Origin of the sequence: Streptomyces sp. NPDC046859 (assembly GCF_040645135.1) — a bacterium.
In the GTDB taxonomy this organism is placed as follows: domain Bacteria; phylum Actinomycetota; class Actinomycetes; order Streptomycetales; family Streptomycetaceae; genus Streptomyces.
Genome location: NZ_JBEYXR010000001.1, coordinates 467,982 through 487,796, shown reverse-complemented (window position 1 = coordinate 487,796; position 19,815 = coordinate 467,982). Strand labels below are relative to the sequence as shown.

Annotated in this window: 20 protein-coding genes and 3 pseudogenes; 14 read left to right on the top strand and 9 right to left on the bottom strand. The window is 72.5% G+C overall.

The features are described 5' to 3' along the window. Nucleotides 1-25: 25 nt before the first annotated feature. The 3 genes from ABZ899_RS02195 to leuA form a co-directional block, all read right to left on the bottom strand. Entirely contained in the window at nucleotides 26-436 is a 411-nt protein-coding gene (locus ABZ899_RS02195) for a VOC family protein (protein WP_361339416.1), read from the bottom strand. A gap of 87 nt (nucleotides 437-523) precedes the next feature. Then, complete coding sequence (locus tag ABZ899_RS02190) at nucleotides 524-1,222, bottom strand: TerB family tellurite resistance protein (RefSeq protein WP_361339413.1); 699 nt, start codon at nucleotides 1,220-1,222, stop codon at nucleotides 524-526. 185 nt (nucleotides 1,223-1,407) lie between these two features. After that, complete coding sequence (gene leuA / locus ABZ899_RS02185; RefSeq protein WP_361339410.1) at nucleotides 1,408-3,129, bottom strand: 2-isopropylmalate synthase; 1,722 nt, start codon at nucleotides 3,127-3,129, stop codon at nucleotides 1,408-1,410. Nucleotides 3,130-3,477: 348 nt separating this feature from the next. Here leuA and ABZ899_RS02180 point away from each other — a divergent pair, with 348 nt between their 5' ends. The 3 genes from ABZ899_RS02180 to ABZ899_RS02170 are packed head-to-tail and all read left to right on the top strand — an operon-like array spanning nucleotide 3,478 to nucleotide 6,245. Next, nucleotides 3,478-4,548: a M4 family metallopeptidase gene (locus ABZ899_RS02180; protein ID WP_361339408.1), complete on the top strand. Its 1,071-nt coding sequence runs from the start codon at nucleotides 3,478-3,480 to the stop codon at nucleotides 4,546-4,548. Between the two features lie 20 nt (nucleotides 4,549-4,568). Then, the gene (locus ABZ899_RS02175) at nucleotides 4,569-4,835 is read left to right on the top strand and encodes a protealysin inhibitor emfourin (RefSeq protein ID WP_361339406.1); all 267 of its coding nucleotides are present in this window, start codon (nucleotides 4,569-4,571) and stop codon (nucleotides 4,833-4,835) included. Between the two features lie 54 nt (nucleotides 4,836-4,889). Beyond that, a complete protein-coding gene (locus ABZ899_RS02170; RefSeq protein ID WP_361339552.1) occupies nucleotides 4,890-6,245 on the top strand; it encodes a GH1 family beta-glucosidase in 1,356 nt (451 codons plus the stop codon). Nucleotides 6,246-6,261: 16 nt separating this feature from the next. Here ABZ899_RS02170 and ABZ899_RS02165 read toward each other — a convergent pair whose 3' ends face one another. After that, nucleotides 6,262-7,116, bottom strand: a complete 855-nt coding sequence (locus tag ABZ899_RS02165) for an NAD(P)H-binding protein (RefSeq protein WP_361339404.1) — start codon at nucleotides 7,114-7,116, stop codon at nucleotides 6,262-6,264. Nucleotides 7,117-7,235: 119 nt separating this feature from the next. On the opposite strand from ABZ899_RS02165, the gene ABZ899_RS02160 reads away from it, so the two are divergent. Next, nucleotides 7,236-8,084 carry a helix-turn-helix transcriptional regulator gene (locus ABZ899_RS02160; RefSeq protein ID WP_361339401.1) on the top strand — a complete coding sequence of 283 codons (849 nt, stop codon included), beginning with the start codon at nucleotides 7,236-7,238 and terminating at the stop codon, nucleotides 8,082-8,084. A 24-nt stretch (nucleotides 8,085-8,108) separates the two neighbouring features. On the opposite strand, the gene ABZ899_RS02155 is transcribed toward ABZ899_RS02160, so the two are convergent. Then, a complete protein-coding gene (locus tag ABZ899_RS02155; protein ID WP_361339398.1) occupies nucleotides 8,109-8,447 on the bottom strand; it encodes a P-II family nitrogen regulator in 339 nt (112 codons plus the stop codon). Nucleotides 8,448-8,605: 158 nt separating this feature from the next. On the opposite strand from ABZ899_RS02155, the gene era reads away from it, so the two are divergent. The 5 genes from era (at nucleotide 8,606) to ABZ899_RS02130 (ending at nucleotide 12,960) form a co-directional block, all read left to right on the top strand. Beyond that, nucleotides 8,606-9,574 carry a GTPase Era gene (era, locus tag ABZ899_RS02150; protein ID WP_361339395.1) on the top strand — a complete coding sequence of 323 codons (969 nt, stop codon included), beginning with the start codon at nucleotides 8,606-8,608 and terminating at the stop codon, nucleotides 9,572-9,574. Nucleotides 9,575-9,715: 141 nt separating this feature from the next. Beyond that, nucleotides 9,716-10,789 (top strand): PhoH family protein, encoded by a 1,074-nt coding sequence (locus ABZ899_RS02145; protein ID WP_361339392.1) that lies wholly within the window; start codon nucleotides 9,716-9,718, stop codon nucleotides 10,787-10,789. Between the two features lie 13 nt (nucleotides 10,790-10,802). Next, on the top strand, nucleotides 10,803-11,300 hold the full coding sequence (ybeY, locus tag ABZ899_RS02140; protein ID WP_055620879.1) for an rRNA maturation RNase YbeY: 498 nt from the start codon (nucleotides 10,803-10,805) through the stop codon (nucleotides 11,298-11,300). Beyond that, a complete protein-coding gene (locus ABZ899_RS02135) occupies nucleotides 11,297-12,604 on the top strand; it encodes a hemolysin family protein (protein WP_361339389.1) in 1,308 nt (435 codons plus the stop codon). The genes ybeY and ABZ899_RS02135 overlap by 4 nt, the downstream gene beginning before the upstream one ends. Continuing rightward, complete coding sequence (locus ABZ899_RS02130) at nucleotides 12,601-12,960, top strand: MmcQ/YjbR family DNA-binding protein (protein WP_361339386.1); 360 nt, start codon at nucleotides 12,601-12,603, stop codon at nucleotides 12,958-12,960. Before ABZ899_RS02135 ends, ABZ899_RS02130 begins: the two co-directional genes overlap by 4 nt. Here the strand turns inward: ABZ899_RS02130 and ABZ899_RS02125 are convergent. After that, a complete protein-coding gene (locus tag ABZ899_RS02125) occupies nucleotides 12,922-14,373 on the bottom strand; it encodes an MFS transporter (protein WP_361339383.1) in 1,452 nt (483 codons plus the stop codon). The genes ABZ899_RS02130 and ABZ899_RS02125 overlap by 39 nt on opposite strands. Before the next feature lie 148 nt (nucleotides 14,374-14,521). Here ABZ899_RS02125 and ABZ899_RS02120 point away from each other — a divergent pair, with 148 nt between their 5' ends. The 3 genes from ABZ899_RS02120 (at nucleotide 14,522) to ABZ899_RS02110 (ending at nucleotide 16,611) form a co-directional block, all read left to right on the top strand. Next, a complete protein-coding gene (locus ABZ899_RS02120) occupies nucleotides 14,522-15,340 on the top strand; it encodes a helix-turn-helix transcriptional regulator (RefSeq protein WP_361339550.1) in 819 nt (272 codons plus the stop codon). A 29-nt stretch (nucleotides 15,341-15,369) separates the two neighbouring features. Further along, entirely contained in the window at nucleotides 15,370-15,723 is a 354-nt protein-coding gene (locus ABZ899_RS02115) for a cytidine deaminase (protein ID WP_361339381.1), read from the top strand. Nucleotides 15,724-15,810: 87 nt separating this feature from the next. Then, nucleotides 15,811-16,611, top strand: a complete 801-nt coding sequence (locus tag ABZ899_RS02110) for a VOC family protein (RefSeq protein WP_361339378.1) — start codon at nucleotides 15,811-15,813, stop codon at nucleotides 16,609-16,611. Nucleotides 16,612-16,618: 7 nt separating this feature from the next. On the opposite strand, the gene ABZ899_RS02105 is transcribed toward ABZ899_RS02110, so the two are convergent. Together ABZ899_RS02105 and ABZ899_RS02100 are read right to left on the bottom strand one after the other, a co-directional pair. Next, nucleotides 16,619-17,707 carry a PfkB family carbohydrate kinase gene (locus tag ABZ899_RS02105; protein WP_361339547.1) on the bottom strand — a complete coding sequence of 363 codons (1,089 nt, stop codon included), beginning with the start codon at nucleotides 17,705-17,707 and terminating at the stop codon, nucleotides 16,619-16,621. Nucleotides 17,708-17,865: 158 nt separating this feature from the next. Continuing rightward, nucleotides 17,866-18,069: pseudogene (locus tag ABZ899_RS02100) on the bottom strand (5-dehydro-4-deoxyglucarate dehydratase); the annotation flags it as partial. A 2-nt stretch (nucleotides 18,070-18,071) separates the two neighbouring features. Here ABZ899_RS02100 and ABZ899_RS02095 point away from each other — a divergent pair. Beyond that, nucleotides 18,072-18,416: pseudogene (locus ABZ899_RS02095) on the top strand (dihydrodipicolinate synthase family protein); the annotation flags it as partial. Here the strand turns inward: ABZ899_RS02095 and ABZ899_RS02090 are convergent. Beyond that, a pseudogene (locus tag ABZ899_RS02090) lies at nucleotides 18,411-18,833 on the bottom strand (dihydrodipicolinate synthase family protein); the annotation flags it as partial. The pseudogenes ABZ899_RS02095 and ABZ899_RS02090 sit on opposite strands and share 6 nt — an antisense overlap. Before the next feature lie 95 nt (nucleotides 18,834-18,928). Between ABZ899_RS02090 and ABZ899_RS02085 the strand changes: the two are divergent. Beyond that, nucleotides 18,929-19,717, top strand: coding sequence for an IclR family transcriptional regulator (locus ABZ899_RS02085; protein WP_361339375.1), 789 nt, complete (start codon nucleotides 18,929-18,931; stop codon nucleotides 19,715-19,717). Nucleotides 19,718-19,815 lie beyond the last annotated feature (98 nt).

Here is a 19,815-nt window from a genome sequence, read left to right as displayed (position 1 = left end):
GCGCGTCGTCCGGTGAGCGGGCGGTTCAGCCCCTGGCCTGGATGCGGACCATGTTGCCCGCGGGGTCGCGGAAGGCGCAGTCGCGGACACCGTACGGCTGGTCGGTGGGCTCCTGCACGACCTCGGCTCCGGCGGCCTGGACCTTCTCGAACGTCTCGTCGACGTCGGCGGTGGCCAGCAGCAGCCAACCGTAGGTGCCCTTGGCCATCATCTCGGCGATGACGCGGCGCTCGTCGTCGGTGACGCCGGGGTCGGCGGCGGGCGGCGCGAGCAGAAGCGAGGTGCCGGGCTGTCCGGGCGGGCCCACCGTGATCCAGCGCATCGTGCCCTGCCCGACGTCGTTGCGGACCTCGAAGCCGAGGACGTCGCGGTAGAAGGCCAGGGAGGCCTCCGGATCGTCGTGCGGGAGGAAGCTGGCGTGAATGCTGATGTCCATGCCCGTCACGCTAGCGGCGGGCGGAGGGCGGCGCTTCTCGATTCCTGACCTCGTCGCCGGAGGCCCCGCAAGGGGGTCGGGAGGACGTCAGGAAGGCGTCCGTGCCGCCGCCGCGAGCAGGCCCGCCACGTCGTCCGCGCACAGGGTGAGGGCGGCGCCGACCGTCGCGAGGGTGTCGCGTTCGGCGGGGGTGTAAGGGCCGTCGGCCAGGGCGATGCGGGCGCCCTGGAGGAGGATCGACTCGCGGCCGGCGGGGGCGAGGTGCGGGGCGAGCGGGTCCAGGGCCTCGTGGAGCTCTATGGCGAGCCCGGGGCCGCAGGGCTCGGACAGGACCCGGCCGGTGTCGGCGGCCAGCGCGTCCACCAGGGCGCTGAGCTGCTCCTCCGTGCAGTCGTCGAAGCCGGCCGCGCGCACCGTGGCCGCGGCGGTCTCCAGGGCGGGGCGGGCGCAGGTGCCGCCCGCCGACAGCACCGCGAGGGCGACGGTGTGCACGGCGTCGCGGAGCATCGCGCAGAAGCGGGTGGTGGTCGGGTGGTCCAGGGCGTCGGTGCCGAAGTGGCGGCGGCAGGCGGCGCACTCGACGACGGGGCCGGTCTCGCCGCGCGGCAGCACCGGGACGCCGAGCAGGGTGAAGCGGCGGCGTCCGGTCAGCCGCTGGTAGTTGCGGTCGCCTCCGCACCCCGGGCAGAAGAACTCGCCGTCTCCGGCGGCCGTCCACACGGTGCGGGTGCCCAGGAGGCGCGCAGGCCTGGCGGCACGGCCGTCTCGTCCCCGTCCTGGCAGCACGTCGCACCTCCGTAACGCCACGGCAACATCGCCGCGCTTGCGTGATGTTAGCCACATCTTGGACGTGGAGTCAGTACCCCGGACGAGACCTCTCCGTGACCTGCGCGTTCGCCTGGCCGGAAATGAGCGGGCCCCGCCCGCCGGAGCACGGCGGGCGGGGCCTCCTCCACGGCTGCGGCGGACCGTCAGCGGGCGGCCCGGTTGACGGCCGACACGACCGCCTTCAGCGAGGCGCGGGTGGTGTTGGCGTCGATCCCGATGCCCCACAGCACCTTGCCGTCGATGGCGCACTCGATGTACGAGGCGGCCTGCGCGGACGCGCCCTCGCTCATCGTGTGCTCCTGGTAGTCCAGCAGGCGCGCGTCGATGCCGATCTTCGCCAGGGCGTCGAAGAAGGCCGAGATCGGACCGTTGCCGCTGCCTTCCAGGACCGTGTCGACGCCGTCGACGGTCGCCTCCACCTTGAGGGTGTCCACTCCGTCGGTGTCGGTGGTCGACTGGCCGTTCCTGACCTGCAGCCGGCCCCAGGGGTTCTCCGGGTTCGGCAGGTACTCGTCCTGGAAGGTCGCCCAGATGTCGGCGCCGGTGATCTCGCCGCCCTCGGCGTCCGTCTTCGCCTGGATGATCCTGGAGAACTCGATCTGCATCCGGCGCGGCAGGTCCAGCTTGTGGTCGTTCTTCAGGACGTAGGAGATACCGCCCTTGCCGGACTGCGAGTTGACGCGGATGACCGCCTCGTAGGAGCGGCCGACGTCCTTGGGGTCGATCGGCAGGTACGGGACCGCCCACTCGATGTCGTCGACGGTGACGCCCTGGGCCGCCGCCGCGGCCTCCATCGCGTCGAAGCCCTTCTTGATGGCGTCCTGGTGGGAGCCGGAGAAGGAGGTGTAGACCAGGTCGCCCACGTACGGGTGGCGCGGGTGGACCTCCATCTGGTTGCAGTACTCCCACGTACGGCGGATCTCGTCGATGTCGGAGAAGTCGATCTGCGGGTCGACGCCCTGCGAGAACAGGTTCATGCCCAGGGTGACCAGGTCGACGTTGCCGGTGCGCTCACCCTGCCCGAACAGGCAGCCCTCGACGCGGTCGGCGCCGGCCATCAGGGCCAGCTCGGCGGCGGCCACGGCGGTGCCGCGGTCGTTGTGCGGGTGGACGGACAGGCAGACGTACTCGCGGCGGGACAGGTTGCGGTGCATCCACTCGAAGCGGTCCGCGTGCGTGGACGGCGTCGAACGCTCCACGGTGGCGGGCAGGTTGAGGATGATCTCGCGGCCGGGGCCGGGCTGGTAGACGTCCATCACCGCCTCGCAGACCTCCAGCGCGAAGTCCAGCTCGGTGTCGGTGAAGATCTCCGGCGAGTACTGGTAGCCGAACTCGGTTTCGGGGCCCAGCAGTTTCTCCGCGTACTCCATCACCAGGCGGGTGCCGTCGACGGCGATCTGCTTGATGTCGTCCTTGGAGCCGCGGAAGACCACGCGGCGGAAGACGGGGGCGGTGGCGTTGTACAGGTGGACGGTGGCGCGCCTGGCGCCCTTCAGGGACTCCACCGTGCGCTCGATCAGGTCCTCGCGGGCCTGGGTCAGTACGGAGATGGTGACGTCGTCCGGGATGGCGCCGGGCTCTTCGATGATCGACCGTACGAAGTCGAAGTCCGTCTGGCCCGAGGCGGGGAAGCCGACCTCGATCTCCTTGTAGCCCATCTTGACCAGTTGGTCGAACATCCGGCGCTTGCGCTCGGGCGACATCGGGTCGATCAGGGCCTGGTTGCCGTCGCGCAGGTCGGTGGAGAGCCAGCGGGGAGCGGTGGTGACGCGCTGGGCCGGCCAGGTCCGGTCAGGGATGTCGACCTGCTCGTAGCGGCCGTACTTGTGGATCGGCATGGTGCTGGGCTGCTGGCGGTTCGCCATGTCTGCGGGGCTCCTCAGGATGTCCGGAAGGACGGCCGACGACGCAACGCCAAGCTCCGCGGGGAGGGAGTCGACCTGGACTACAGGCCCTCGCCGCGGCAGCTAAGAAGAAGCAGCCCGAAAAGCATGATGCGAAGCATGCTAGCCGAGCCCTCCGGTATGCGGCGGTCCATATCAGTATGCGGGACCGGCGTCATGCGGAGAGCCCCGAGCGCCTGTGCGAAAAGCCACAATCCGGACACGGTCGCATAACACAGAGCGACCACGCACGGTGACCAGATCCGCTTATTTCACCAATCATGGTCGCAGGTAGTGACACCGTCCTCACGCAGTGCGATGGTGCGGCACATGACGACCAACGGGGGCTTCGAGCCCGTCTTCTGCACCGTCGTACCGCCGCACGTCCTCGACCGGCTGGCCCGCCACGACGACCCGGCGCTCTCCGGCCCGGCCCGCCGGACCCTGATCCGCGACAGCGAGCTGCGCGGCAGGCGCCGCGTGACGACCGAGTTCGGGCTCGCGCCGGCACCGCGCGCCAAGGCGCCGTCGGACCAGCCGCTGCGCACGGTCTACGACGCCGGGCACGGCACCGCCCTGCCCGGCACCGAGGCCCGCGGCGAGGGCGGCGACCCCGGCCGGGACGCCACGGTCAACCGCGCCTACTCGGGGCTCGGCGCCACCTTCGAGCTGTTCCTGAAGGCGTACGGCCGGCACTCCATCGACGGCGACGGCCTGCCGCTGGACGCCACCGTCCACTACGACGAGGACTACAACAACGCCTTCTGGAACGGCGAGCAGATGGTGTTCGGCGACGGGGACGGCGAGATCTTCCTCGACTTCACCATCCCGATCGACGTCATCGGCCACGAACTCACCCACGGCGTCACGCAGTACACGGCCAACCTCACCTACTACGGGCAGCCGGGCGCGCTCAACGAGTCGATGTCCGACGTCTTCGGCGCCCTGATCAAGCAGTACACGCTCGGCCAGACCGCCGCCGAGGCCGACTGGCTGATCGGCGCGGGCCTGCTCGCCCCCGGAGTCACCGGCAAGGCGCTGCGCTCGATGAAGGAGCCGGGCAGCGCGTACGACGACGACGTGCTCGGCAAGGACCCGCAGCCCGCCACGATGGATGACTACGTCCGCACCGGCCGGGACAACGGCGGCGTCCACATCAACTCCGGCATCCCCAACCACGCCTTCTACCTGGCGGCCACCGCGCTCGGCGGGCACGCCTGGGAACGGGCGGGACGGATCTGGTTCGACGTCCTCACCGGCGGCGAGCTCCCGGACCGGGCGCTGTTCACCGACTTCGCGGCACTCACCGTGAAGGCGGCGCGGGAGCGCTTCGGTGACGGCGGTGACGAGTTCCGGGCCGTGGCGAAGGCGTGGGAGCAGGTGGGGGTGCGGATCCTGTAGCGGCGTAATAGACAGGTCCCATGCGTATTCGGGTACGGCGCACGGGTGGGTTCGCGGGCATCGAGCGGCACGCGGAGGTGGACACCGCCGGGCGGGCGGACGCCGGGGAGTGGCACGCCCTGGCCGAGGGCGCGCTGGCGTCCGGCCGGGGCACGCCTCCCGTCGGGGTGCCGGACGGCTTCAGCTACCAGATCACCGTGGACGGGCGGACGGTGTACTGCTCCGACCCCCGTCTCACCGACGAGCAGCGCGCGCTCGTCTCACGGGTGCTGAAGGAGGGCGCGTAGCGGGGCGACGGGCAGTTCCCGTCCGGGCGTTGACTTACCGCGCCGCCGATGAAGATGATCCGGCGCATGGCGATCGACGAGCGCGGTGCGACCCGGCCGACACCCCGTTTCCCGGCGGGCTTCCTGTGGGGGGTGTCCACCTCGGCCCACCAGATCGAGGGCGCGGCGGACCTGCGTGGGCGGTCCGTGTGGGACGCGTTCACGGCCGAGCCGGGGCGGGTGAAGGACTCCTCGACGGCCGACGTGGCCTGCGACCACTACCACCGCTACCGCGAGGACGTGGCGCTGCTCGCCGGGCTCGGCGTGGACGCGTACCGGTTCTCGATCTCCTGGCCCCGGGTGGACTCCCCGGGGGGACTGGACTTCTACGACCGTCTGGTGGACGAGCTGTGCGCGGCGGGCGTGCGGCCGGTGCCGACGCTCTTCCACTGGGACCTGCCCGTCGCGCTGGACTGGCTGGAGCGGGACACGGCCGCCCGGTTCGCCGCGTACGTGTCCCGGGTGGCCGAGCGTCTCGGGGACCGGGTCGGCACGTGGATCACCCTGAACGAGCCGGCCGAGCACACGCTGCTGGGCCACGCCCTGGGCACGCACGCGCCCGGCCGGCGGCTCCTGTTCGACGCCCTGCCGGTCGCCCACCACCAGCTGCTGGCGCACGGGCTCGCCGTACAGGCCCTGCGCGCGGCCGGCGCGGCGGACGTCGGGATCGCGAACTCGCACGGGCCGACCTGGCCGGCGTCCCGGGAGCAGGCGGACCTGGAGGCGGCGGACTTCTACGACCTGCTGCTGAACCGGCTGTTCGCCGACCCGCTGCTGCTCGGCCGCTACCCGGAGGGCGTCGAGGCGCTCATGCCGGGGGACGTCGAGGCGGATCTGAGGGTCGTCGCCGAGCCGCTCGACTTCTACGGCGTCAACTACTACGCGCCGACCCGCGTGGGAGCGCCGCAGGGCACCGAGATCGAGTTCGGCGGGGCCAGCATGCCCGCCGAACTGCCCTTCTCCGTACGGGACATCGAGGGTGTGCCGAGGACCGACTTCGGCTGGCCGGTGGTGCCGGAGGGGCTGACGGAACTCCTCACCGGCTTCCGGGACCGCTACGGCGACCGTCTCCCCCCGGTCGTCATCACCGAGAACGGCTGCTCCTACGAGGGCGTCGACGACCACGCGCGGATCGCCTACCTCGACGGGCACGTCCGCGCGCTGCACCGGGCCCTGGAGGCGGGCGTGGACGTGCGCGGCTATTTCGTGTGGTCCCTGCTGGACAACTTCGAGTGGGCGGAGGGCTACGCGCGCCGCTTCGGCCTGGTGCACGTCGACTTCGCCACGGGGCGGCGCACCCCGAAGGCCTCCTACCGCTGGTTCCGCGACCTGCTGCGGGCCCAGCGGCGGACGGGGACCCGGACCGCCTGACCGGTCCGGACCGGCGTCACAGCGCCCCGGCGTCCCGGGCGGTCCACACGCTCGGGTAGATCGGCCGGAAGCCGAGCTCGCGGCGGATGCGCCGGGTGTCCACGATGTTGTGCCAGGGGTCGGGGTCGGTGTTGTCGTACAGCCCGGCGGGCACCTCCAGGCCGTTGAGCCCGTACAGCTCGACGGTGGTGACGGGGGCGTCGTCGGCGACGTTGTAGATCCGGCCCGCGATGCCCGGTGTGTACAGCAGCCGCATCAGGGCCTGGGCGACGTCCGCGTGGTGGGCCATGTGCAGCCGCTGGTGCGGGGCCCAGCGCGGCGCCCAGGCCATGACGTTCGCGAGGTGCGGGTCGCCCTCGCCGTAGACGAACGGGAGCCGGGCGATGCGCACGTCCAGGTCCTCCATCGCCAGCAGCGCCCGCTCGGCCTCGGCCTTGGAGGCGGGGTAGGCGCCCCACATGTGCCCGCCGGCCCTGCTCTCGTCCTCCTCCACCAGCGGGCGCCCGCGTCCGGTGCCGTACACGTTGTTCGTGCTGACCTGCACGAACCGCTCCACCCCGGCCGCCTGGGCGGCCCGGCCGAGCGCCACCGCGGCGTCCCGGTTGACCGCCCACGCCTCCTCGTCGGGCACCCCGCGGAAGGACGCCGCCACGTTGACGACCGCGTCGACCCCCGCGACCGCCTTGCCGAGCGCCTCGACGTCCCGCAGGTCGCCGACGACGACCTCGGCGCCCAGCTCGGCGAACCGCTCGCCCCGGGCCGCGTCCCGGACCAGGACTCTGACCCGCTCCCCCGCGCCGGCCTGCGCCAGCAGCCTCGGCACGAAGCGCCGGCCGACCTGTCCCGTCGTACCCGTCACCAGTGTCTGCATGATCTGCTCCTCTCGTCACCCACCACCGTCGGACGGGACCGGTGCGGGCGGGAGAGACCCGTCGATCAGGGGATCGGCGGTCCCTGGATAAGGGGCGCGCCAGGGAGCAGGCTGGTGGGATGAACCGAGCGGAACTCGCCGACTTCCTGCGTCGTGGCCGTGCCCGGCTGGCCCCGTCGGACGTGGGTCTCACGCCCGGCTCCCGGCGCCGTACGCCGGGCCTGCGCCGGGAGGAGGTGGCGCAGCTCGCGGGCATGTCGGTGGACTACTACACCCGGCTGGAACAGTCCCGGGGCCCGCGGCCGTCCCGTCAGATGCTCACCGCGCTGGGCCGCGCGCTGCGTCTGACGGACGTCGAGCAGGACCATCTGTTCCACCTGGCCGGCGAGGAGCCGCCGCGGCACGAGACGGCGTCGGAGCACGTGCGCCCCGGGCTGCTGCTGATCCTGGACCGGCTGTACGACACACCGGCCCAGGTGGTGACGGACTGCGGTGAGGTGCTGGCGCAGAACGCGATGGCCAGGGCGCTGGTGGGGGACGTGATGTCGCGCCCGCGGCGGGAGCGGAACCTCACCCGGCGCTTCTTCCTCGATCCGGACTCGCGCGCGCTGTTCCCTCCGGAGGACTTCGAGGGCCTCGCACGGTCCCAGGTGGCCCATCTGCGCTCGGTGGCCGCGGCCCGCCCCGACGACCCGGAGCCGGCCGGGCTGGTCGCCGAGCTGCGCGCGGGGAGCGCGGAGTTCGCCCGGCTGTGGGACGAGCACGAGGTGTCGCGGCGGGAGCGGGCGACCAAGCGGTTCGTGCACCCGCTGGTGGGTCTGCTGGAGCTGGACTGCGAGGTCATGGTCAGCAACCAGCACCGCCACCGCCTGGTCGTGCACTCCGCCCGCCCCGGCACGGAGGCCCACGAACGCCTCCAGCTGCTGCGCGTGGTGGGGCTGCAGGACATGACGGCCGGCACGAGGTGACCGCGCCCGGGGCGCCGGGCGGTGCTACAGGGCGTCGGGGCCGCGCTCGCCCGTGCGGACCCGGACGACCGTCTCGACGGGCAGCACCCAGACCTTGCCGTCGCCGATCTTCCCCGTCCGCGCCGCCGTGAGGACGGCCTCGACGACGTCGTCGGCCGCCGCGTCCTCGACGACCACCTCGATCCGCACCTTCGGCACCAGGTCGACCTGGTACTCGGCGCCCCGGTACACCTCGGTGTGCCCGCGCTGCCGGCCGTGGCCGCTCGCCTCCGTCACGGTCAGGCCGTGCACGCCGAGCTCCCTCAGGGCGCTCTTGACCTCGTCGAGCCGGTACGGCTTGACGACCGCGGTGATCAGCTTCATGCCTGCTGGGTGGCCTTCCGGGCGGGGTGGCGGACACGGGACGTGCAGCGATGCGGGGCGCCGGGGGCGCCGGGCCCCGTGATCGTAGGCGCTCCGCGCGCGCGGCGTAAGGGCACGAGGCCGCCCTGTGTGCGGCGGGGCTCCGGGGATCAGGGACAATGGGCGCCATGAGCGTTCGCAGCAAGTCTTCCGAGCCGTCGGCCCAGTCCGAGGCCCCCCACCGCGCGGGCTTCGCCTGCTTCGTGGGCCGTCCCAACGCGGGCAAGTCCACGCTGACGAATGCTCTGGTCGGCCAGAAGGTGGCGATCACCGCCGACCAGCCGCAGACCACGCGGCACACCGTGCGCGGCATCGTGCACCGGCCGGACGCGCAGCTGATCCTGGTCGACACCCCGGGCCTGCACAAGCCGCGCACCCTGCTGGGCGAGCGGCTGAACGACGTGGTCCGCACCACCTGGGCCGAGGTCGACGTGATCGGTTTCTGTCTCCCGGCGAACGAGAAGCTCGGTCCCGGTGACCGCTTCATCGCCAAGGAGCTCGCGTCGATCAAGAAGACGCCGAAGATCGCGATCGTCACGAAGACCGACCTGGTGGACGGCAAGACGCTCGCCGAGCAGCTCATCGCGATCGACCAGCTCGGCAAGGAGCTGGGCTTCGAGTGGGCGGAGATCATCCCGGTGTCGGCGGTCTCCGGCGAGCAGGTGGACCTGCTGGCCGACCTGATCGTCCCGCTGCTGCCGGAGGGCCCCGCCCTGTACCCGGACGGCGAGCTCACCGACGAGCCCGAGCAGGTCATGATCGCGGAGCTGATCCGCGAGGCCGCGCTGGAGGGCGTCCGCGACGAGCTGCCGCACTCCATCGCCGTCGTCGTGGAGGAGATGCTGCCCCGCGAGGACCGGCCCGCCGACAAGCCGCTCCTGGACATCCACGCCTTCGTCTACATCGAGCGGCCCAGCCAGAAGGGCATCGTCATCGGCCCCAAGGGCAAGCGCCTGAAGGAGGTCGGCATCAAGTCCCGCAAGCAGATCGAGGCCCTGCTGGGCACGCCGGTCTTCCTGGACCTGCACGTCAAGGTGGCCAAGGACTGGCAGCGCGACCCCCGCCAGCTGCGCAAGCTGGGGTTCTGAGGCCCGGCCGGCTCCCACGGCCGCCCGGGGAAAAGCCCTACGGCGTTGTCGGTCCCCCGGCGTACCCTGGAAAACGCCAGGCCGCCCATGTGGCGGGCGAGTCGTTTCGAGGAGGACGAGCAAGGCCTTCAGAGCCGGCCCATGACTCAGACACCCACAGCTCCCACACCCGCGCAGGGACAGGCGAGAGCACAGTTCACCGTCCCCGCCCAGCACCCCATGGTCACCGTGCTGGGGTCCGGCGACTCCCTGCTGCGCGTGGTCGAGAAGGCCTTCCCGGCGGCCGACATCCATGTCCGGGGCAACGAGATCAGTGCGGTCGGCGACGCCGCGGAGGTCGCCCTCATCCAGCGCCTGTTCGACGAGATGATGCTGGTGCTCCGCACCGGGCAGCCGATGACGGAGGACGCAGTGGAACGCTCGATCGCCATGCTCAGGGCGAGTGACAACGGCGAGGGGGACGGCCAGGAGACCCCGGCCGAGGTGCTCACGCAGAACATCCTCTCCTCGCGCGGCCGCACCATCCGCCCCAAGACGCTCAACCAGAAGCGGTACGTCGACGCCATAGACAAGCACACGATCGTCTTCGGCATCGGCCCCGCCGGTACGGGCAAGACCTATCTGGCCATGGCGAAGGCGGTACAGGCCCTGCAGTCCAAGCAGGTCAACCGCATCATCCTGACCCGGCCGGCGGTCGAGGCGGGCGAGCGGCTGGGCTTCCTGCCGGGCACGCTCTACGAGAAGATCGACCCCTATCTGCGCCCGCTGTACGACGCGCTGCACGACATGCTCGACCCCGACTCGATCCCGCGGCTCATGGCGGCCGGGACGATCGAGGTCGCGCCGCTCGCCTACATGCGCGGCCGCACGCTCAACGACGCCTTCATCATCCTGGACGAGGCGCAGAACACCAGCCCCGAGCAGATGAAGATGTTCCTCACCCGCCTGGGCTTCGACTCGAAGATCGTCATCACCGGTGACGTCACCCAGGTCGACCTCCCGGACGGCACCAAGTCCGGTCTGCGGCAGGTGCAGGACATCCTGGACGGCGTCGACGACGTCCACTTCTCGCGTCTGTCGTCGCAGGATGTCGTCCGGCACAAGCTGGTCGGCCGTATCGTCGACGCCTACGAGAAGTACGACAGCACGCACGGCACCCAGAACGGCACCCACAAGGGGCAGAGCCGGGGCAAGTCCGGGCACAAGGGGAAGTAGACCGAGCACCAGCATGTCGATCGACGTCAACAACGAGTCCGGCACCGAGGTCGACGAGCAGGCGATCCTCGACATCGCCCGCTACGCCCTGGGGCGGATGCGCATCCACCCGCTGTCCGAGCTCTCGGTGATCGTGGTGGACGCCGCCGCCATGGAGCAGCTTCACATCCAGTGGATGGACCTGCCCGGGCCCACCGATGTCATGTCGTTCCCCATGGACGAGCTGCGGCCCCCGTCCAAGGACGACGACGAGCCCCCGCAGGGGCTGCTCGGGGACATCGTGCTGTGCCCGGAGGTGGCCGCGAAGCAGGGCGCCGAGGCGCCCACGCAGCACAGCATGGACGAGGAGCTGCAGCTGCTCACCGTCCACGGTGTGCTGCACCTGCTCGGTTACGACCACGAGGAGCCCGACGAGAAGGCCGAGATGTTCGGTCTGCAGGCGGCCATCGTGGACGGCTGGCGTGCGGAGAAGGGGCTGACCGGCCCCTCCCCGGCCCCGACCGTGTCATGAGTCTGCCCCTCGTCGCCGGCGCGATCGCCCTGGTCGTCGTCGCCTGGCTCGCCGCCTGCGCGGAGGCGGGCCTGGCGCGCGTGTCCCGTTTCCGCGCCGAGGAGGCCGTGCGCGGCGGCCGCCGGGGCAGCGCGAAACTGGCGCAGGTCGCCGCCGACCCGACGCGCTATCTGAACGTGGCGCTGCTGGTCCGCGTCGCCTGCGAGATGGCGGCGGCCGCCATCGTCACGTACGCCTGCCTCCAGGAGTTCTCCGGGACGACACAGGCCCTGCTGGTCGCCATCGGCGTCATGGTCCTCGTGTCGTACGTGGCCGTCGGGGTCTCGCCGCGCACCATCGGCCGGCAGCACCCGCTGAGCACCGCGACGGCGGCGGCGTACGTGCTGGTGCCGCTGGCGCGGATCATGGGCCCGATCCCGTCGCTGCTCATCCTCGTCGGCAACGCCCTCACCCCCGGCAAGGGCTTCCGCCGCGGCCCCTTCGCCTCCGAGGCGGAGCTGCGCGCGCTGGTCGACCTGGCGGAGGCGGAGTCGCTGATCGAGGCCGAGGAGCGCCGGATGGTGCACTCGGTCTTCGAACTCGGGGACACCCTGGTGCGCGAGGTGATGGTCCCGCGCACGGACCTGGTCGTGATCGAGCGGTACAAGACGATCCGCCAGGCCCTCACCCTCGCCCTGCGCTCCGGGTTCTCCCGGATCCCGGTCGTCGGGGAGAGCGAGGACGACGTGGTCGGGATCGTGTATCTGAAGGACCTGGCCCGCAAGACGCACATCTCGCGGGACGCGGAGAGCGAGCTGGTGTCCACCGCGATGCGCCCGGCGGTCTTCGTGCCGGACACCAAGAACGCCGGTGACCTGCTGCGCGAGATGCAGAAGGAGCGCAACCACGTCGCCGTCGTCATCGACGAGTACGGCGGCACCGCCGGCATCGTCACCATCGAGGACATCCTCGAGGAGATCGTCGGCGAGATCACCGACGAGTACGACCGTGAGCTGCCCCCGGTGGAGGTGCTCGGCGGCGACCGCTACCGGGTGACCGCCCGCCTGGACATCACGGACCTGGGCGAGCTCTACGGCCTGGACGAGTACGACGACGAGGACGTGGAGACGGTCGGCGGTCTGCTCGCGAAGGCGCTGGGCCGGGTCCCGATCGCCGGGGCGTCGTCCACGGTGGAGCTGCCCGACGGACGTGAGCTGCGTCTGACGGCGGAGGCCGCGGCCGGCCGGCGGAACAAGATCGTGACCGTGCTCGTGGAGCCGGTGGGCCCCGCGGCGCCCCCCGCGGAGGAGACGGGTCAGGAGTGACACCTCAGGAGCTGCGGGCGCTGTGCCTGTCGTTCGAGGCCGTGGTGGAGGAGTTCCCCTTCAACCCGGAGACCTCGGTCTTCAAGGTGGTCGGCAAGCTGTTCGCGCTGACGAACCTGGACGCCCGGCCCCTGACGGTCAACCTGAAGTGCGATCCGGAGGACGCGATGCGGCTGCGCGCCGAGCACCCCGGCCTGATCGTCCCCGGCTACCACATGAACAAGCGGCACTGGAACACGGTGACGGTGGACGGCGAGCTCCCGGACCGGCTGGCCCGGGAGCTCGTGGAGGACTCGTACGACCTGGTCGTGGCGGGTCTACCGCGTGCCGAGCGGCTCCGGCTCGACCGCCCCTGAGACCGGCTTCCGGCCGGTGCGCAGACCGACGGCGACCAGAGCGGCGGCGGCCAGCACGATGCCGGTGTCCAGCGCCATGACCGTGCGGGTGCCGCCGAGCAGATCGCCGGAGGTGGTGGCGAGGACGCCGAGCAGCGGGATGCCGACGGTGATGCCCACCTGCTGGGTCGAGGTGACCAGGCCGGTGGCCAGGCCCTGTTCCGCGTCGGGGACACCGGAGGTCACGGTCAGGCCGTAGGAGATGATCGCGCCCAGGTGGAACATGCTGGCCAGCGACACGGCCGCCGCGGCGAGCCAGACGGACCAGGAGTGCGCGTCCAGGAGCAGCAGGCCGCCGGTGAAGACGCCCTGTCCGGCGAGGGAGACGACGAGGGTGCGGCGCGCTCCGAGCCGGCTGACGAAACGCGGCGTGAGCGATCCGGCGACCACCGAGACGATGCCCTGGGCGCCGAAGACCAGACCGGTCTCCCAGGCCGACAGGTGCAGGATGCCCTGCAGGTACAGGGTGAGGACGAAGACCACCGTCGACATCATCGAGAAGGTCACCAGGCCGCCCAGGTTGCCCCAGGCCACCGTGCGGCGGCGCAGCATCGGCAGGGAGACCAGCGGTGCCGGGGTGCGGGACTCGACGACCGCGAACGCCGTGAGCAGGGCGGCGCCCAGGACGAGCGTGGCGAGGACGTCGGCGCGGGCGAAGCCGTGGTCGGCGGCCGTCGTCAGGGCGTAGATCAGGGACAGCAGACCGCCGGTGACGGTGACCGCGCCGGGCACGTCCAGGTGCGGCCGCGCGGGCGTGCGGGACTCCGGCAGCAGGCCGGGCGCGAGGGGCAGGACGATCAGCGCGAAGAGGGCGAGCAGGCCCATCGTGGAGCGCCAGCCGAGGGTGTCGGTGAGGACGCCGCCGGCGACCACGCCGATGGTGAAGCCGAGGGACATCAGCGTCCCGGAGATGCCGAGCGCCCGGTCGCGTGCGGGGCCCTCGGCGAAGGTCGTCGTCAGCAGGGACATGCCGGTCGGCACGATCACCGCGGCGCCGAGGCCCTGCAGGGCCCGTCCGGCGAGGAAGGACGCCGGGTCCCAGGCGAGGGTCGCGAGCACGGAGGCCGCGGCGAACAGGCCGAGCCCGGTGAGGAAGAGGCGGCGCCGCCCGTACAGGTCGCCGATGCGGCCGAACAGGAGCAGGAAGCCGCCGGACGGCAGGGCGAACGCGGTGACCGCCCACTGGAGCGCGGACCGGTCCATGCCGAGGTCGGCCCCGAGGACGGGCAGCGCGACGTTCAGGACGGAGAAGTCGAGGGCCACCATGAACTGGGCTGCGCACAGGACGAACAGGACGAGCTTGTCGCGCCGCGACATCCGGGGGGTGCCGAGCGGTGGGGACGAGGAGGGGGTGAGGTCGGTGTCGATCGCCATGAACATGAGCCTCCCGGTCGCGGAATAGGCGTGGGGAGCGGCAAGTTGTGCTGGTGGTGGCACCACCAGCCGACGCGACAGGGGGGATCGGCACGTGTCCGGGGGCACGCTGAAGAGTCATCGGCGGCGCGAGCTGCGCGAGTTCCTGATGAGCAGGAGGGCCCGGGTCTCACCGGGCGAGGCGGGACTGCCGGACGGCGGTGCGCGGCGCCGCACACCGGGGCTGCGGCGCGAGGAGGTCGCGGTGCTGGCGGGCGTGGGCGCCTCCTGGTACCAGTGGCTGGAGCAGGGCCGGGACATCTCGGTCTCCCCGCAGGTGCTGGACTCCGTGGCGCGGGTGCTGCTGCTGAGCAACGCCGAGCGCCGGCATCTGTACGTGCTGGCCGGGCTCAATCCCCCGGCGGCCGAAGTCGCCCCGGACAAGCGGCAGATGTGCGACGGGCTGCGGCGACTGATCGACGCGTGGATGCCGTATCCGGCGCACATCATGGACCGGTACTACAACGGCGTGATGTTCAACGAGGCCGCCTCGACGGTGCTGAGCATGCGGCCGGGCCTGCGGTGGAACTGCCTGATCGACTTCTTCACGGACCCCATGTACCGTGCGCGGTCCCGGAGTTGGACGGAGAACGCCTCCTCGGTCGTCGCCCAGTTCCGCGCCCTGTGCATGGCCAACCCCGACGACGAGGGGTTCCAGGAGGTGCTGGCCGAGGCGAGGGCGTCCAGCCCGGAGTTCGCCGAGCTGTGGGAGCGCCGGGACATCGAGGACGCGGGACAGATCCGCAAGGAGCTGGACCACCCGGTGGTCGGGCTGCTGCGCCTGGAGTCGAGCGTGATGCAGATGCCGGTCCGCCCGGATCTGTCGATCGTGCTGCACACCCCGCTGGACGAGGCGACGGCCGCGAAGCTCCGGTGGCTGGCCTCGCCTGAGGCGCGGCGTGGGGCGATGTACCCCGTGGCCGGGTAGGCCGGCCGGTGCTCCGTATGCTCGGGGGCATGACCGACAGCAGCGCGCTCGACCCCGAGGACCGCAAGATCGTCACCCTGGCCCGTTCCGCCCGGGCCCGCAACGGCGTGCCCGAGGGGGCGGCCGTACGAGACGAGACCGGCCGGACGTATGTCGCCGGGACCGTCGACCTGGACTCCCTGAGGCTGAGCGCCCTGCGCACGGCGGTGGCGATGGCGGTGGCGTCGGGCGCGAAGTCGCTGGAGGCGGCGGCGGTCGTGACCGAGGAGGCAAGCGCCCGGGCCGAGGACCTCGCGGCGGTGCGCGACCTGGGCGGTGCGGGGACACCGGTCCTGGTGGCGGGCCCTGACGGCACGGTGCGCACGACGGTGCCGGCCGGCTGAGACCGGGCCGCCGCCGGTGCGCCGCGGCGGGCGCGTGCCGGTGCGGGGTGTCAGGCTGGTGCCGAGAACCCGCGAAAGGGGATCGTCATGATCACCACCGACTCGGCACCCGGCTCTCCCTGCTGGCTCGACCTCGGCGCCCCCGACGTGCGGACGGCCGCGGCCTTCTACGGCGCGGTGCTCGGCTGGAGCCATGAGCCCATGGGTGAGGCCGGGGACTCGGACGGCGGGATGTTCCAGAAGGACGGCCGGGCCGTCGCCGGGCTGGGCCCGCTCACCGAGGAGGGGGCGCGGTCGGCCTGGATGCTCTACTTCGCCGTCGAGGACGCCGACGCCGCGGCACAGGCGGTCGAACGGGCCGGAGGCTCGGTGCGGGTGCCACCGACCGACCTCGGGGACTGGGGCCGCATGGCCCAGTTCAGCGATCCGCTGGGCGGGCAGTTCGCGGTGTGGCAGCCGGGCAGCACCTCCGGCTTCGAACTGGCGGACGCGCCGGGCGCCCTGGCGTGGACCGAGCTGTACACGAGTGACGCCGCCGCCTCGAAGGAGTTCTACGGCGGGCTCTTCGGCTGGCGGTACAGCGCCATGGACCTGCCGGGCGACGGGGGCGCGTACAGCCTGATCACGCCCGCGGGGCTGCCCGAGGAGCGGATGCAGGGCGGTGTGATGGAGCTGCCGAAGGAGAACCTGGCGCTCGCGGACGGCCGCCCGTACTGGCACCCGGTGTTCGGCGCCGAGGACTGCGACGCGGCCGTCGCACAGGTCACCCGGAACGGCGGCGGCGTGCAGATGGGCCCGGTGGACGCCGAGGGGGTGGGCCGGCTGGCGGTCTGCCTGGACCCGGCGGGCGCCGACTTCGTGCTGCTCACCCCGGTCGTGGCGGGCTGACCCCGGGTCAGGCCGGGCGGCGGAAGCCGATCGTCGGGACCGCCCGGCGCAGCGGCCACGGCCGCCCCGCCTCCTCCGGCACCAGGTCCGCGAGGAACGCGTACCGGCGCAGGGCCTCGGGGTCCTGGCCCTCCAGGGACTGCACCCGGCGCCACCAGGCGCCGATCTCCGCCCAGCCCGGCGCCGACAGCGAGCCGCCGAACTCCTGGACGGAGAGGGCGGCGGTCAGCCCGGCGAAGGCGAGGCGGTCGGCGAGCGGCCAGCCCGCGACGGTGCCGGTGACGAACCCGGCCACGAAGACGTCGCCCGCGCCGGTGGGGTCCAGCGCCTCGACGGCGATGGCGGGCACGACGGCCGTCTCGCCGGTCCGTCCGTCGACCGCGTAGGCGCCCTCCGCGCCGAGGGTGACCACGGCGACGGGCACATGGTCGGTGAGGGCGTGGGCGGCCTCCCGGGGCGAGCCGGTGCGGGTGTACCGCATGGCCTCCTCGGCGTTGGGCAGGAACGCCTCGCAGTACTTCAGGTCGGTGAGCCCGGCCAGGTCCCAGGCGCCGGTGTCGTCCCAGCCGACGTCGGCGAAGACCCGGGTGCCCTTGCTCGCGGCCTGGGCGATCCAGGGGGCCCGGGTGCCGGGAACCAGGGAGGCGACGGCGGCCCGGGCGCGGGGCGGGCAGTCCGGCGCGGGCTCCTCCGGGGGCGGCTCGTGCCCGTGGGAGACCATGGTGCGCTCCCCCTCGTACGCCATGGAGACGGTGACCGGCGAGTGCCAGCCGGGGACCGTGCGCGAGGGCGAGAGGTCGATGCCCTCGCCCTGCTCCAGCGCGTCCCAGCAGTAGTCGCCGTAGTGGTCGTCGCCGAAGGCGGCGGCGAGGGACGTCCTCAGGCCGAGGCGGGCGAGCGCCGTCGCCATGTTGGCCACGCCGCCGGGGCTGGAGCCCATGCCGCGCGCCCAGGACTCGGTGCCGCGCACCGGGGCGGAGTCGAGGCCGGTGAAGATGATGTCGAGGAAGACCGTGCCGGTCAGATACACGTCCCACGGCGGGTCGGCGGGCCCGCGCAGGCCCTCGAGGGGGTCGACTTGGGCCCGTCGGTACAGCCCCTTGACCGGGGGCGGCGGCCCCTGCGGCGGGGGTCCCTCTCCGGTGGGCGCGGTGGGCGTGGTCACGGTGCGCTCCCTGGCGTGGTCCTGATCTGGCCAGTGTGCACCACGCCGCTGACAACGCCACGTGTTCCCCGTCCGGCGCGACCGTCAGGTCACAGGGTTGCGCCCACGAGGGCGAGTCCGCCGGCGAGGAGGGCGCGCAGATCGGCCAGGTCGCCGGGGGACGAGTCGGTCAGCGGGGCGCGCACCGGGCCGACGGGGTGCCCGCGCAGCCGGGCGGCGGCCTTGACCAGGGACACGGCGTAGCCGGGCACCCGGTCGCGGATGTCGGCGAGCGGTACGTAGAACTCGCGCACTCGCGCAGCAGGAGGGTGGTGGTGCGGTCGAGGCGCTCGCCGCCCGGACCCGGCTGCCGCTCATCGCCTACCAGCGCGGACCGGTCGCCTACACCCCCGCCGCATTGCGCCGCATCGCCCGCGTCCCCGGCGTCGTCGGTCTCAAGGACGGCCACAGCGACCTCGACCGCCTCCAGCGCCTCACCCTCGCCGCCCCCGAGGGCTTCCTGTTCTTCAACGGCGCCTCCACCGCCGAACTCCAGGCCCGCGCCTACGCCACCGTCGGCGTCCCCGCCTACTCCTCCGCCGTCCACGCCTTCGCACCCGAGATCGCCAGCGCCTTCTTCGCCGCACTCCGGGACGGCGACGAGGCCGTCCTGCGGGGCGGCGACGAGGTAGTGGGGCAGCACGAGGAGGGCGTCGGCGCCGGCCTCCTCGGCGATCCGGGCGAAGCGGGCGGCCTGCGCCCAGCCGTAGCCGACACCGGCGACGACGGGTACGCGGCCGGCCGTCTCCTCGACGGCGGCGGTGACGACGGCCCGGTACTCGTCCTCGTCCAGGGAGAAGAACTCGCCGGTGCCGCAGGCGGGGAAGACGGCGCCCGGCGCGGACGCGAGCTGGACGGCCAGGTGTGCGCGGCAGCCGGCCTCGTCGAGTGATCCGTCGGCGTGGAAGCTCGTGAGCGGGAAGGACAGCACACCGCGGGCCATGCCGTCCCGCAGCCGCCCGACGGGGCCCGTGGGCCTGTCACTGGCCGTGTCCGTGGCGACGCCCACGCCGATCATCTCCCCCTTATGAACGCTGTCCACATATGAGAACGGGGATTAGGTGAATGAACGGCGGAACGTCAACGGCCGGGCCCGCCGATTACGATCGGCGCATGTCGGATACAGGCGGCGTCCGCAAGGTGAAGTCCGCGGCGCGCACGGTCGAGCTGCTGGAACTCCTCGCCGCGCGCGGGGACCGCCCGGCCCGCCTCCAGGAGCTCGCCGACACGCTCGACGTCCCGCGCAGCTCCATGTACGCGCTGCTCCAGACCCTGATCGCGCGGGGCTGGGTGCGCACCGACGTCACCGGCTCGCTGTACGGCATCGGCATCCACGCCCTGCTGACCGGCACCAGCTACCTCGACTCCGACCCGCGGGTCCGCCTCGTGCGGCCCTACCTCGACGAGGCGTCGCAGGCGCTCGGCGAGACGGTCCACCTGGCCCGCCTGGACGGCATGGACGTCACCTATCTGGCCACCCGCGAGTCCCACGCCTATCTGCGGACCCTCAGCCGGGTCGGCCGGCGCCACCCGGCCCACGCGGGTGCCCTGGGCAAGGCCCTGCTCGCCGAACGCCCCGACTCCGCCCTCCCCGAGGGCCCGTATCCGGCCCTGACGCCCCGCACCCGCACCACCCGCGCCTCCCTGGCCGCCGACCTCGCCGGGGTGCGCGAACGCGGCTGGTCGGTCGACCTCGAGGAGAGCGTCCCCGGCATCATCGGCCTCGGTTTCGCCCTGCGCTACGACACCCCCGCGCAGGACGCGATCAGCTGCTCGGTGCCGGTGGCCCGCTGGTCGCCCCGGCATGAGGAGCGGATCGTCGCCGTGATGCGGGAGATCCGCACGAAGATCGAGGCGACGGCTCCCGGCGCGGCGGGCGGACCGGTGCACTGGCGCAGGTGAGAGGCCCCGGCGCGGTGGAGTGAGGCATCGCTGCTACCCCCGCGCACCCCACCCAAACGGGACGTGGCTCAGATCACACCACCCGCCCTTCTTCGCGT